The 14,132-nt window shown below is 50.6% G+C and carries 12 protein-coding genes; 5 read left to right on the top strand and 7 right to left on the bottom strand.

What is annotated here, in order from left to right:
* The first annotated feature begins 5 nt into the window (after positions 1-5).
* The gene (locus tag CAG64_RS13445; protein ID WP_161457804.1) at positions 6-3,077 is read left to right on the top strand and encodes an error-prone DNA polymerase; all 3,072 of its coding nucleotides are present in this window, start codon (positions 6-8) and stop codon (positions 3,075-3,077) included.
* A 55-nt stretch (positions 3,078-3,132) separates the two neighbouring features.
* Here CAG64_RS13445 and CAG64_RS13450 read toward each other — a convergent pair whose 3' ends face one another.
* Complete coding sequence (locus tag CAG64_RS13450; protein ID WP_161452989.1) at positions 3,133-4,074, bottom strand: chemotaxis protein CheV; 942 nt, start codon at positions 4,072-4,074, stop codon at positions 3,133-3,135.
* A 99-nt stretch (positions 4,075-4,173) separates the two neighbouring features.
* Positions 4,174-5,391, bottom strand: a complete 1,218-nt coding sequence (gene mlc, locus CAG64_RS13455) for a sugar metabolism global transcriptional regulator Mlc (RefSeq protein ID WP_021704275.1) — start codon at positions 5,389-5,391, stop codon at positions 4,174-4,176.
* Between the two features lie 272 nt (positions 5,392-5,663).
* On the opposite strand from mlc, the gene pyk reads away from it, so the two are divergent.
* A complete protein-coding gene (gene pyk / locus CAG64_RS13460; protein WP_021704276.1) occupies positions 5,664-7,106 on the top strand; it encodes a pyruvate kinase in 1,443 nt (480 codons plus the stop codon).
* A 22-nt stretch (positions 7,107-7,128) separates the two neighbouring features.
* On the opposite strand, the gene CAG64_RS13465 is transcribed toward pyk, so the two are convergent.
* Entirely contained in the window at positions 7,129-8,277 is a 1,149-nt protein-coding gene (locus CAG64_RS13465; protein ID WP_021704277.1) for a patatin-like phospholipase family protein, read from the bottom strand.
* Between the two features lie 12 nt (positions 8,278-8,289).
* A complete protein-coding gene (gene cydH / locus CAG64_RS23980) occupies positions 8,290-8,379 on the bottom strand; it encodes a cytochrome bd-I oxidase subunit CydH (RefSeq protein ID WP_040902277.1) in 90 nt (29 codons plus the stop codon).
* Positions 8,380-8,554: 175 nt separating this feature from the next.
* Here cydH and CAG64_RS13475 point away from each other — a divergent pair, with 175 nt between their 5' ends.
* The 3 genes from CAG64_RS13475 to CAG64_RS13485 all read left to right on the top strand — a co-directional run bounded on the left by CAG64_RS13475 (position 8,555) and on the right by CAG64_RS13485 (position 11,209).
* The gene (locus CAG64_RS13475) at positions 8,555-9,148 is read left to right on the top strand and encodes an outer membrane protein (RefSeq protein WP_021704279.1); all 594 of its coding nucleotides are present in this window, start codon (positions 8,555-8,557) and stop codon (positions 9,146-9,148) included.
* 502 nt (positions 9,149-9,650) lie between these two features.
* Positions 9,651-11,114 carry a sodium-dependent transporter gene (locus CAG64_RS13480; protein WP_021704280.1) on the top strand — a complete coding sequence of 488 codons (1,464 nt, stop codon included), beginning with the start codon at positions 9,651-9,653 and terminating at the stop codon, positions 11,112-11,114.
* Positions 11,114-11,209, top strand: coding sequence for a MetS family NSS transporter small subunit (locus CAG64_RS13485; protein ID WP_156008662.1), 96 nt, complete (start codon positions 11,114-11,116; stop codon positions 11,207-11,209). Before CAG64_RS13480 ends, CAG64_RS13485 begins: the two co-directional genes overlap by 1 nt.
* A gap of 55 nt (positions 11,210-11,264) precedes the next feature.
* On the opposite strand, the gene CAG64_RS13490 is transcribed toward CAG64_RS13485, so the two are convergent.
* The 3 genes from CAG64_RS13490 to CAG64_RS13500 all read right to left on the bottom strand — a co-directional run bounded on the left by CAG64_RS13490 (position 11,265) and on the right by CAG64_RS13500 (position 13,931).
* On the bottom strand, positions 11,265-11,681 hold the full coding sequence (locus tag CAG64_RS13490) for a hypothetical protein (protein WP_021704281.1): 417 nt from the start codon (positions 11,679-11,681) through the stop codon (positions 11,265-11,267).
* Positions 11,682-11,859: 178 nt separating this feature from the next.
* Positions 11,860-12,315: an RDD family protein gene (locus tag CAG64_RS13495; protein ID WP_161457803.1), complete on the bottom strand. Its 456-nt coding sequence runs from the start codon at positions 12,313-12,315 to the stop codon at positions 11,860-11,862.
* Entirely contained in the window at positions 12,315-13,931 is a 1,617-nt protein-coding gene (locus CAG64_RS13500; RefSeq protein ID WP_021704283.1) for a PTS transporter subunit EIIC, read from the bottom strand. Before CAG64_RS13500 ends, CAG64_RS13495 begins: the two co-directional genes overlap by 1 nt.
* Positions 13,932-14,132 lie beyond the last annotated feature (201 nt).

The raw sequence follows: 14,132 nt of genomic DNA on the forward strand, positions 1-14,132 counted from the left end.
AGCACATGCCATACGCAGAACTGTTTTGTCAGAGCAATTTTTCATTTCTGACCGGGGCTTCACACCCCGAAGAGCTGGCGTTGCAGGCCGACTTCCTGCGTTACTCAGCACTGGCGATCACCGATGAATGCTCAATCGCCGGTGTGGTACGCGCGCACACCGCAATCAAAGAGCATAACCTGGCACTCAAGCTGATCGTCGGCAGCATGTTCTGGCTTAACCCGGAATGTCAGGTAGTGCTACTCTGCCCGAATCGGCTTGCTTACGCAGAGCTGTGCCGGATTATTACCAATGCCCGGCGCCGCTCCGATAAAGGCGAGTACCGTTTATCCGAATGGGACCTGATGTCAATACGACACTGCCTGATCATCTGGCTGCCCATCAATCAGGCCAGCGACCATTATTGGGGCCAATGGCTGGCACAACACCACCGTCATCGCTTATGGCTTGGCCTGCAACGTCATCTGCGTGCCAGCGATAAAACCGATCTGGCCCATTGCCAGCACCTGGCTCAGGAATTAGGGTTACCAATCACTGCCTGCGGTGGCGTCCTGATGCATACCGCCACCCGTTTGCCGCTCCAACAGGTACTGAGCGCCATCCAACACGGCAACACGGTCGAGAATCTCGGAAGCCACCGGCTGCACAATGCCGAGCGCTGCCTGCGCAGCACAGAAAAGCTGAGCCGGCTCTTCCAGTCGCAATGGCTGGAAGAGAGTCTGGCTATCGCCAAGCGCTGTGAATTCAAACTCAGCGATCTACGCTACGAATACCCCTGCGAGCTAGTGCCGGATGGTATGACACCGATGGGCTATCTGCGCCAGTTGGTTAAGCAGGGTGAACTGACCCGCTTTCCCGAAGGCGTCCCAGACGCAATTAGTCATACTATCGAGAAAGAACTGGCACTGATCGAAGAGCTCAATTATCCGTTTTATTTCCTGACCATTCACGACATAGTGATGTTCGCCAAACAACAGCAGATCCTCTATCAGGGGCGCGGTTCGGCGGCCAACTCCGTGGTGTGTTACTGCCTGGAAATTACCTCGGTCGATCCTCGCCAAATCTCGGTGCTGTTTGAACGTTTTATCAGTAAAGAGCGCAATGAGCCGCCGGATATTGACGTCGATTTTGAACATGAACGACGAGAAGAAGTCATTCAGTATATCTACCGAAAATACGGCCGTGAGCGCGCTGCTCTGGCCGCGACCGTGATTTCTTACCGGTTTAAAAGTGCGGTGCGGGATGTTGGTAAAGCATTGGGCATCAACGAAACACAACTCGACTACTTCATAAAAAACGTCAATCGCCGCGATCGAGGCCTCGACTGGCAGGCACAGGTTATTGAGCTCGGACTGAAGCCCGACTCACTCAAGGGTGAACAGTTTATCCAGTTAGTCAATGACATCATGGGGTTTCCGCGTCACCTATCTCAGCATGTGGGCGGCTTTGTTATTGCTTCCGGCCCTTTGTATGAACTGGTTCCGGTCGAAAACGCCTCCATGACTGAGCGCACCGTCATCCAGTGGGACAAGGACGACCTGGAAAGCCTGGGGCTACTCAAAGTCGATGTGCTGGCTTTGGGGATGCTGACCGCCATCCGCAAATGTTTTGCCATCATCGCCCAGCGTGAGCAGAAACAATACACACTGGCGGACATCACCCGGCGTCAGGACGATCCGAATGTCTATGGCATGATTCAGCGCGCCGACACCATCGGGGTATTTCAGATCGAATCCCGGGCCCAGATGAGTATGCTGCCACGCCTGCGACCGACCAATTATTACGACCTGGTGATCCAGATTGCCATTGTCCGGCCGGGTCCTATCCAGGGAGACATGGTGCATCCGTTCCTGAAGCGCCGCCATGGTGAAGAGAAAGAGAGCTACCCATCAGAAGAAGTGCGGGACGTGTTGTCACGCACCATGGGCGTCCCGATTTTTCAGGAACAGGTGATCAAACTGGCTATGGTGGCAGCGGGCTTCAGCGGCGGCGAAGCTGACCAGTTGCGCCGGGCCATGGCTTCGTGGAAAAAAACCGGCCAGTTGATGAAGTTTAAACACAAGCTGATTGATGGCATGACTCAGCGGGGCTATGAACAAGCGTTTGCCGAGCGGATTTTTGACCAGATCTGCGGCTTTGGTGAGTATGGTTTTCCGGAAAGCCACTCTGCCTCCTTTGCGGTGCTGGCTTATTGCTCGGCCTGGCTCAAGTATTACTATCCGGAAGCCTTTTATACCTCGTTACTCAACAGCTTACCGATGGGCTTTTACAGTGCCTCGCAACTGATCCAGGATGCACGTCGGCACGGCATTCGTGTCCTGCCGGTGTGTGTGAATGCCTCCGTGTTTGACCATCAAGTGGTGACCGAGCATGATCAGGCTGCCATTCGGCTGGGGTTACGCCTGATCAAAGGATTTAGCGCCGATGCCTGTAAGCAGCTATTGGCGGCTCGCCCGTATCAGGGCTATCAACACATAGATCAGCTAAAACACATCGGTCTGAGCCGACGTGATATTGAGTTGCTGGCTTCCGCCCACGCGCTGCAAGCTTTTACCGATAACCGCTATGCCGCTCGCTGGTCCATCATGGACTCCGCCTCAGATCTGCCCTTATTCCGACAGCTTAATGAAACCGATCCCGTGACCCTTTCGGCCCCCGATGCCCGACAAACTTTGCTGGAAGATTATGCCGCAACGGGGCTTGCTTTGGGCAAGCACCCGGTAACCCTGCTCGAAGAAGCCGGCCAGCTCGGTCGTTTTACCCGCATGCGTGATCTGGCGTGCTGCGATCATCAGTCGCTGGTGACCGTTGTGGGTGTGGTCACCGGAAAGCAGTCGCCGGGTACGGCCGCTGGTGTCACCTTTTTCACCCTTGAAGATGACAGCGGCAACATGAATGTGGTGGTCTGGAAAGCCACTGCCCGGGCGCAAAAACGTGCCTATCTGGGCGCAAAAATTCTGATGGTCAAAGGCATTTTGGAACGTGAGGGCGAGGTGATCCACATTATCGCAGGACGGTTGACTGATCTGACCGAACGCCTGACAGGGTTACAGACTCAATCACGCGACTTTCACTAAACCGGGTACACAAAAAAGGGAGCCAAGGCTCCCTTTATGGTCATTATGTGGAAGATTACAGTAACTCGCGCAGGCGATCCTGGGCCACTTCCACCAGCAGATCCGGCTGAAATTTCGAGATAAAGCGATCACAGCCGACCTTCTTCACCATGGCTTCATTAAAGCTGCCACTCAGCGACGTATTGAGCGTAATAAACAGATCTTTCATGCGCGGATCACTGCGCACTTCGTACGTCAGTTTGTAACCGTCCATTTCCGGCATTTCTGCGTCTGTGATCATCAGCAGCAGTTCTTTGGTCACCTCTTTGCCACTGTCACACCAGGATTTCAGCAGGGTCAGTGCTTCTAACCCATCACGACACTCGATGATGTTCAGGCCGAGCTGGGATAATGTCCCCTTAATCTGGGCCCGGGCAGTCGATGAATCATCCACAATCAGGACATTGCGGCCATCCAGCAACGGCGCAAGATTCGGATCCAGCACTTCTTCTGAAATCGAGACGTCGTAATCAATGATCTCTGCCAGCACTTTTTCAACATCGATGATTTCCACAATCTGCGACCCGTTGCCTTCTTTGATTTGGGTAATCGCAGTCAGGTAGGTCGCCCGACCGGCCGTTTTAGGTGGCGGCTGAATTTCAGTCCAGGCCGTGTTGACGATATTTTTCACCTGCCCGACCAGAAACCCCTGCACTGAGCGGTTATATTCCGTGATGATCAGGTTTTCTTCGGTGTGCTCAAGGCGAGATGGCGGGAAACCAATCGCACGTCGCAGGTCGATCACCGGAACCGACTCCCCACGCAGTGACGCCACACCAGTAATGTACGGATGAGAGCCCGGCATTTTGGTCAGGGCGGGCATCTTGATGACTTCTTTGACTTTAAATACGTTGATCGCAAAAGTCTGCCGACTATTGAGACTGAATAACAGCAATTCCAGTCGGTTTTCCCCCACCAGATTGGTGCGCTGATCAACTGTGTTTAGTACTCCGGACATACCGATACCTGTCTTAAAAATTGTTCAGTAAAAATCACCCCATATAGAGTGCAGGTATATGGGCTGAAATACAATACAGCAAATTTATCGGTAAAAACGTTAACCCTCAACCACTTTCATCAACAACAACCCGTCATATAAGGCCTGTTTGATCAAAGCGGCACCGGGCATCGTCGCCTGTTTGTAGAATCGCGATTCCACCAGCTCCAGTTCACGGGTGTAAACCGGCATGCTTTGTTCTTGAATACACTGGTTAATCGCCGGGTACAGAATGTCTTTCGCCTGATTGATCACACCGCCAATCAAGACTTTTTCCGGGTTGAACAGGTTAATCACAATCGCGATCGCCGACCCCAGATAGCGTCCGAGTTTTTCAATCACGTCCACACACAACGGATCGCCTTGCGCCGCCGCCGTGCAGATATCTTCGATGGAAAGCTCTTCTTTGTCTGTCAGAACCGACGCTTCGCCACGCGAAATCCGCTCTGCCACTTCTTCGCGAATCGCCTGAGAACTCGCCACGGTTTCCAGACAACCACGATTACCGCAATGGCATGGCTTGCCATTCGGATCAATCTGGATATGCCCCAGTTCACCAATGTTGCCATGACGCCCTTGCAGCACCCGGCCGTCCAGCACAATACCGGCTCCCAAGCCGTGATGAATGGAGATCAGAACCGAGTTTTCGTTGTCCTGCGAATGACCGAACAGTTTCTCCGCCAGCGCCCAGGCACGGGTATCGTTGGCGACAAACACTGGTAAACCAGTTGCTTTGTAAATTTCAGGGCCCAGCGCCAGATTCTCCACATTGTAATGGGGCATCTGCAGCACAATCCCCTGCTCGGAATTCACCAGACCCGGCAAAGTGATCGCAATACTGGTCACCCGGTCCAATTGATCAGCGTAGGTTTGGAAAAACTCATCGATTTCATGCAGCAGACGCGCCAGTACGTCCTCTTGATCGATTTCGTGGATATCAATTTTGGTATCAATCAGGACATCGCCACCCAATTCATGCAGAGCAATGGTGAGATAACCGCGTCCAAGACGCATCGAGAGGAACTGCCAGCCTTCGTTGTTAACCTGTAGGCCAATGGCCGGACGACCACGACTGGTTGCCTCCTGCACTGTGGTTTCCTGTACCAGATGAGACTCAATCAGCTCTCGCGTAATCTTGGTAATACTTGCAGGCGCAAGTTCACTCTCTTTCGATAAATCGATGCGAGAAATAGGGCCTTTTTGATCAATCAATTTGTAGACCCGGCCGGCATTGACCTGCTTAATATGGTCAATATGGCCTGGTTGAGCCATGTACATGATGCACTCCAAAAAACAACAACGTGGCAATTTTTTTACTTTGCGAACTAATTGTGAAGCGCTTTGATATATCGCCGTGACAAGCATCACGGATAAACATAAATCTTTGTGGAAGCCATCAAATCAGCAAGGATTTTCGCTTTTTTTACAGTGTTTTTTCACGCCACCAAAAATCCGACCGGGCTCCGTGTCGCCGGTTGAGGTTTGTGCTAGGGTTAATCACATCGGCGAATTATCGCACCTCCAGTGCCTTTACATCATCAGGAGAGAACATGGCCTCTACACTAAGAAGAACGAAAATTGTCACCACACTGGGTCCCGCTACCGATAGGGATAACAATCTGGAAGAGATAATCCGCGCCGGCGCCAACGTAGTCCGCATGAACTTTTCGCACGGCAGTGCCGAAGATCATAAACTGCGTGCAGAGAAAGTTCGGGCGATTGCTGCTAAATTGGGCACCCACGTTGCCATTCTCGGCGATCTTCAGGGTCCGAAGATTCGAGTCTCCACTTTCAAAGACGGTAAAATTCAACTGACCGTCGGTGACAAATTCATCCTTGATGCCGACATGGCTCCAGGCGAAGGTGATCAGGACGCGGTCGGCATCGACTACAAAGCCTTGCCACAAGACGTGGTCCCAGGAGATATCCTGTTGCTGGACGACGGGCGGGTACAGCTGGAAGTCATCTCCGTCACCGACAGTAAAGTGCACACCCAGGTCACCATCGGCGGCGCTCTGTCGAACAACAAAGGGATCAACAAAAAAGGCGGCGGCCTGTCGGCCGATGCTCTGACGGAAAAAGACAAACGGGACATTCTCTTAGCGGCTGACATCAAAGTCGACTATCTGGCGGTGTCATTCCCGCGCAATGGCGAAGACATGAAATACGCCCGCCGACTCGCCCGCGACGCGGGTCTCGAAGCCAAGCTGGTCGCCAAAGTCGAACGGGCTGAAACCGTGGTCTCGGAAGAGTCCATTGACGACATCATCCTCGCTTCTGACGTGGTGATGGTCGCACGGGGAGACCTCGGGGTCGAGATTGGCGATCCGGAATTGGTGGGCGTTCAGAAACAGTTGATTCGCCGCACCCGCGCACTGAACCGCACCGTCATCACCGCCACCCAGATGATGGAATCGATGATCGAAAGCCCGATGCCGACTCGTGCCGAGGTCATGGACGTGGCTAACGCCGTCCTCGACGGCACAGACGCCGTGATGCTGTCTGGTGAAACCGCCGCAGGTAAATACCCGGTAGAGACGGTCAAATCGATGGCAGAAGTGTGTCTCGGGGCGGAAAAAATGGCGTCGATCAACCGCTCGAACTACCGCCTGGACAGAACCTTCGATAGCCCGGAAGAAACCATTGCTATGTCCACCATGTATGCGGCTAACCACCTCACTGGGGTGAAAGCGATGATTTCTCTGACCGAGTCCGGTCGCACCGCACTGATGATGTCGCGCCTGAGCTCCGGCTTACCCATTTTTGCCCTGTCCCGCAACGAAGGGACACTCAACAGCACCGCACTGTACCGTGGCGTATTCCCGGTCTATTTTGATACACGTGGCAGCAGCGGCCTGGAAGTGGCACAAACCGCAACCCAGGCCCTGAAAGAGAAAGGTTTGCTGCACGAAGGCGATCTGGTGATCATCACTCAGGGTGATGTGATGGATGTGATTGGCTCCACCAACTGCATGCGGGTGTTGTCTGTATAAGGACCGGATTAAAAAGGAGCCATCAGGCTCCTTTTTTTAGTTTGGTACTGAGATAATCTTCAATAAAGCGGTACCCGGCTTTCAGCCCAAGCTCATAATCGTGCTGCAGATCTTCCGGTTTGCTCATCAGTGACCCGGATTTCAGCGGTTCATCCGGCATGATCTGTACGACAAAACAATCGTCTGGTGGCGCACTGAGAAATTCTTGAGTCAGCGCATAAGTCTGGTAGTGCACCATCAGCATGTCCGCCAGACCTGTATCAAACTTATCACCCAGCAGATTGCTGAGGCGGTAGACATTGTCAGCACCAAACAACCAGCGACCACCATTTAACAGCTCCAGATGCTGTTGGTCCTTTTTCTGCTCTTTTGCCCGTGCCAGCCTCTGGTAGAAGAAATTACTCCAGTCGGCGCGAAAGCGGTCAACCTGTTGCTGCCACTTCTCTTGCAAACCATTGAATGATTCCCGAAACCATTCAACTTCACCCGGTGCGACCTCCACCTGAGCAGGCTCTAACTCTGGCTGCAAATCACTGCCTTCAGTTCGGATCACGATGATGCAGCGGCCGCCTTTGCGCCAGGCTTCCTGAACCGGAATGGACGCCGAAACTCCACCATCGACATAGTGTCGGCCGTTGATCTCCACTTCTTCATGATACAGACGCGGAATCGCACAGGTGGCAATCAGCACTTTAAACCAATCTTCGCCGAGAAACGGCAAATAGTGATCCTGAAAAGTCCGGGCATCAGTAACCGCGGCCATCGCTTTTCGCTCGCCCAGTGCCATGCGGCCCATATCAATATCCAGCTTGTAGGGAAAATCGCTGATTTTCTCTAAAGCCCAGTCGAGACGCAGGTATTGTTTACGTCTTATATAACTGAAAAGATTGAAAAATTCAGGATCGGTGGTTAAATCCGTAATAAACGTTTTCCCTAAGCCATGCTGACGACACAGAAAGGAACATAAATTCAGCGCCCCCGCAGACGTGCCGTAAAATTCATGAAACGGGTCAAAATTGGATAACAGAAAAGCGTCTAAGACACCGGCAGTAAAAATACCTCTTTGTCCGCCGCCCTGAGCGACCAACGCATTTTTACCGCCTGTGTACCTTGCAAGCCGGTCAATGTCGACCAGTGACTGTGAGTCAGTAATGATACCGCTGTTGTTCATCGATGAACGGACTTAGTGAGTAATGGCAACCAGTCCAAATCCTATCAGGATGGCAAAGATTGTCACAGTGATCACTAAGGCATATTTCAGATTCGATTCCATCTCTTACCTCCAACTCGCCATTAATAAGCTTGCGGAAACACCCGCAGCCCATGGTGTAAATGTAACAAAGTAATAACACTCATGTGATACATGTTCAATATTTGTCTTTTTTCTGTGCGGAATTATGCAGTTATCATCACACTTACTAAGGACTTCTGACTCACAAGGACAGATTATGTGCAAACATTACCTGACGGTTTCAGTGCTCGGTTTGTTAAGCTTCGCTTCTCCCGGCCAGGCGCAGTCGTACATTACGCCCTGGATAGGGTACACATTTGGCGGCGAAGTCGAAAACCAAGACGGGCACCATTACGACATTAAAGGCTCAGAGAATGTTGCTTTTTCTGTCGAGACTGACATTCAAACCGGTAGAATTGGGGTGTTCTATGCGTACCAAAGCAGTGAGATTGAACACGTTAAACTCGATTCCAAAGTGCATTACCTGCAGTTTCAGAGCAGTCTCTACTATCCGATTCAACCCAACTTCTCCTCCTACCTTGGTTTAGGTGTCGGCGGGTCGTACATTGATGCGAAATGGGTGGATGATCAGTACGGGTTTTCAGCCAGTATTTTTGGCGGGGTACAGTATGACTTAACCCAAAACCTATCCTTGAACGGGCAATTCCGCTGGCTGGGAACGGTGGTTGACAATGACACCACGGCCGCCTGTACCTTGCCTACCAGCGAGAGCGATTCTTGTCTGATCCGTTTCGAAACAGACTGGATGAACCAGTTTTCAACCAACATAGGTTTGGTGATGCGATTTTAACTGACCAGGTATGACCAGTATTGTTACCCAGTATATTGAATTCATTTCAGGGTAATACATCGACAGAGTGTATGTTTTTCAGTCATACGCTCTTTTTATTTATCAAGTGTTTTTCTCCAATCCACCCTCACCCAGCAGCAGCAACCGCTGACCATTCACACTCTTTCGATAAATTTGATTACATACAATCCAAATTAACAACTATCATACTAAATGAATACTGATAAATAACATTTACAATCTATTGCTTTAACTGGATTAAATCGCTAGTCTTTAAAGCATGCGCAGCTGAATGTTTCAGATTTCGCAAACACACATCGAACAATTAAGAACAATATTCTGAGTTTTCTTAGGTTAAACAAAACAATAAACCAACCTTAAGCGATATCATGGATGATAAAGCGACCAGGATGCGGCAAGCCAGTCTTCCTTCCTTTCACTTCCTTATATCTGCGAAAACCTAAGAAAAGCTTCATTTCTCAGGAAGTTAAAGGAGTTATCTATGAAGCGAGAACAGTGGGGATCCCGAGCTGGATTTATTCTGGCCGCAGTGGGATCTGCAATTGGTTTGGGGAACATTTGGCGTTTCCCGTATATGGCCTACGAGAATGGTGGCGGTGCATTTTTTATTCCTTACCTTTTTGCCATGATTACCGCAGGTATCCCATTTATGATCCTGGAATTCTCCATGGGTCAGAAGTACCGGGGGTCGGCGCCTGCCACACTGGCACGAATCAACTCAAAATTTGAATGGCTTGGCTGGTTTCAGGTGGGGATCGCGGCAGTGATCGCGGTGTACTACGTAGCGGTGATTGGCTGGGCGATTTCGTACTTTGGCATGTCGTTTACCCAAAGCTGGGGCACCGACACAAACGCCTTCTTCTTCAGTGAGTACCTCGCTCTGGGCGACAACTCACCAACCAATCTAGGCAGTATTCAGTGGAAAATCGCGATTGCGATGTTGATTGCCTGGGGAATCACTTACGCAGCCATCGCCGGCGGTGTCAAATCGGGTATTGAGCGAGCATCTAAGATCATGATGCCGATCCTGTTTGTGATGGTTCTGGTACTGATTGCTCGCATGATTTTCCTTCCAGGGGCGCTGGATGGCGTGAACTATATGTTCGAACCTGACTTCAGTAAAATCTGGGACGTAAAAGTATGGGCAGCGGCCTACGGCCAAATCTTCTTTACTTTGAGTATCGGTTTCGCAATCATGTTGGCGTACTCAAGCTACCTGCCTGAGAAGTCGGATATTACCAACAACGCGTTCATGACCGTACTGATCAACTGTGGCTTCTCTATCCTCGCCGGTATTATGATCTTCTCGGTTTTGGGATACATGGCTCAAGAGCAAGGTAAACCGCTCACTGAAGTCGTTTCCGCAGGTGTTGGCCTGGCATTTGTAACTCTGCCGGCCGCCATCAACCTGTTGCCCGCCCCCTACATTCTCGGCCCACTGTTCTTCCTGGCCTTGGTTGTAGCGGGTTTAAGTTCACATATTTCAATCATGGAAGCCGTGACCTCGGCGATCATCGACAAATTGAACTGGAGCCGTAAAAAAGCCGCCTCAGTGGTCGTCGGTGTTGGGGTGGTTATTTCGATGGCCTTCGCCACTAACGGCGGTCTGTTGCTGCTCGACCTGGTTGACCACTTTGCCAACAACGTCGGCATCATGGTTGGTGGATTCGTTGAAATTGCTCTGATGGCCTGGATCATGAATAAAGTGAGCGAAGTGCGGGAGTATGTTAATCAAATCTCTGATTTTGCCATCACTGGCTGGTTCGATATTTGTCTGCGTTTCATTACTCCGGTCATGCTGGCGATCATTCTGGCCACCAAATTGCAAACCCTACTGACAGAAGGGTATGGTGGTTACGACCTGACTCTGGGTTGGGTTATGATTGCCGTCCTGTTGGTTGTCGGTCTGGTGATTAACATTTCAAGCCGCAAGGAGGCACAATAATGACGACTGGTGCAATTATCATGATGGTTCTTGGCCTTGGTATCACCTGGGGCGGCGCGTTTATCTGCATTAAACGAGCGATGGACAAGCAATAAATAACTCCACACAAAGAAAATGCCGGCAAATGCCGGCATTTTTTATGAGTGGCGATCAGAACGTATATTTCACACCAACGGCCCCGCCCAGCTGCAGTTCTGGTCCTGAGTATAAGTTTAATTCAGGGTGGATCTGACCATACACATCCCAGCCTTTACTCACCTGCCAGTTCAGTCCAAGTGGCACACGCGCCCCGAAGTCATCGTTATCGTCCCAGTCAACGTAACCACCGACACCAACATACCAGGTAAACGGTACATTCGCATCGAAGCTGCCACGAGTCAGAATGTAATCAAACGCCCCGCCCTCATTACCGACGGTAAAACGATACTGGTTCCCCAGTTCTGCCACGGCGCTCAATCCTTTGTCCATAGCTAAACCTAAAGACAGCTTATCCGGCGTCTGCGCAGTTCCGGCAGCCATGGCCGAAAGCGGGCACAGAGCCACAGCGAGTAAACATGCTTTTTTCATACGAAGAAGCCCTTCTGTAGTGATAAATCGTCACTATTTATAGCTATCTCACTAGCAAGACGTGTCAAACAAACGTAAGAGCCTGGGCAGAATAATGAGTAGCAGGTCAATTTTACTGTGGACGGGATCTGGATAGACAATAACAAAAAGCCCGCTGAGGCAGCGGGCTTTGGCAATATCACGCTCTTTTAAGCGCTCGGGTTTCATGCAAGGGCTCGGCATCATAAACATACAACTGAAGACCGGCGTACGCTGCATACATCCCGAGTGTTACGCAGAAAAGAACGATCTTTTCTTTCTCACGGGACAAATAAGCAGACAAATCCTTTTGTTGTGTCGCCTGACCGCTATCCACTCTCAGCAGATACTTACCCAGCGACTTGCCTATCAGATTGTAACAGATAGCGCAGTAACCAAGGTATATCGCGATAAAGACCAGCAGCATTCCCAACACCATCAGCAACAAAATCGGCAGTGCAATGTCATCGTTCAACGACAGGCCGGAGGTTTGTTCACTGAAAAGCCCGGAAACCAACAACATCAGAACCGACATCACAACCTGAGTGAACATCTTGGCGATCATCAGATCGATGATAAAAGCGCCGGTTCGTCTGAATTTGTCACCAATACTCATTACTTGCCAAGTAGCGAGTTGATTTGAGCTTTGTAACCTGCAGCTTCAGCGCCGTAGATTGCCTGAATACCAGTGTCGCCCACTTTCACCAGACCACGAGCTCCCAGCTCTTGAGTCCAGTAATCGTTATCTTTCACTTGGTTAGCATCTTTAACAGAGATACGCAGACGAGTGATACACGCATCAACATCAACGATGTTATCAGCACCGCCCAGAGCTTCGATCATCAGTTTCGCTTTTTCGTTATCGCCCGCACCGCCTTTTGAAGCGTGGTAGTCTTTCTTCGATACTACCGCAACAGCACTGCCTTTACGGCCAGGTGTTTTCACATCAAACTTCAGGATGTACCAACGGAACACAAAGAAGTAAATGAATGCGTACGCGATACCAACCAGAGGAATGTAGAACCAGTTGTTGTCAACGCCCGTCAGGCCTGGAAGCATACCGAACAACGTAAAGTCAATGAAACCACCACTGAACGTCATACCCACTTTCACGTTCAGGATATCCATCAGCATGAACGACAGACCAGCCAGAGGTACGTGAATCGCGTAGTACAGTGCAGGTGACAGGAACAGGAAGGTAAATTCGATTGGCTCTGTGATACCAGTTAGGAATGCAGTCAGAGCAACAGAGAACAACAGACCACCTGCCGCTTTCTTGTTTTCATCATCCGCCAGTGTGTACATCGCGTAAGCCGCTGCAGGCAGACCGAACATCATGAACGGGAACTTACCAGTCATGAAGTTAGTTGACGTAAATTGTGAGAAGTCGCCATTTGCCAGAGAGGTAAAGAAGATGTTCTGGGTACCTTTGATCAGTTCGCCTGCGATTTCAGCTGTACCACCGATCTCTGTCTGCCACAATGGCAGGTAGAATACGTGGTGCAGACCAACAGGGATCAGCGAACGTTCAATGATACCGAAGATCAGCGAGGCAATGTAACCGTGACCAGCAGTTGTCATCTCACCCAGCGCTGCACCGATAGCACCGAATGCCGCACCGAAGAATGGCCAGATAAAGGTCAGAACGATACCGTAGAACAGAGCAGCAAACGCACTGATGATTGGCACAAAGCGTGCGCCACCGAAGAAGCCCAGGTAATCAGGCAGTTTCGCATCGTGGTATTTGTTGTGCAGAACAACAGTAATGGCACCAGCGATCAAACCACCAAATACACCCATACTCAGTGTGTTTGAGATACCCAGAATGTCAGCCAGTACGCCAGGGTATTCGCTGCCCATCAGTACCACAGTGTTAGTATCCAGGTTGATCATGTGCGCAACAACCAGCGTTTTCGCGATTGCAACGTTCATTACCAGGTAAGAGATCAGCGCTGCCAGTGCCGCTGCGCCTTTTTCAGCGCGTGCGAAACCGACGGCAATCGCCAAAGCAAACATGACTGGCAAGTTCGCAAATACGATACCACCAGCGGCTGTCATTACTTGTAGGAAGCTGTTTAACAAGCTTCCGTCTTGAAGCACACCGATGTTGTACGCTTCAATCATAGTCGGGTTGGTAAAACTACCGCCGATACCCAGCATGATACCCGCCGCAGGCAGCAGTGCTATGGGTAACATAATGGCTTGTGAAAGTTTACTAAAGAAACCTTTCATACGTTTATGCTCCTGATTAAGTTATTAGAATTGTTGGGTTCTAACGGCACACCCCCGTAGCCTAAATGTTAGCACCCAATGAAAATGTAACCACGTATTGCATTATATTTTCCGGCTCTAAATATATCTTGATGGTCCTCAAACTTTCTAGCCAGTTACGGAAATAAGTTTCAAAGTAATAGACAGATCACAGTCCCTCTT

It is taken from the genome of Vibrio sp. V38_P2S17PM301, from assembly GCF_009904845.1.
In the GTDB taxonomy this organism is placed as follows: domain Bacteria; phylum Pseudomonadota; class Gammaproteobacteria; order Enterobacterales; family Vibrionaceae; genus Vibrio; species Vibrio proteolyticus.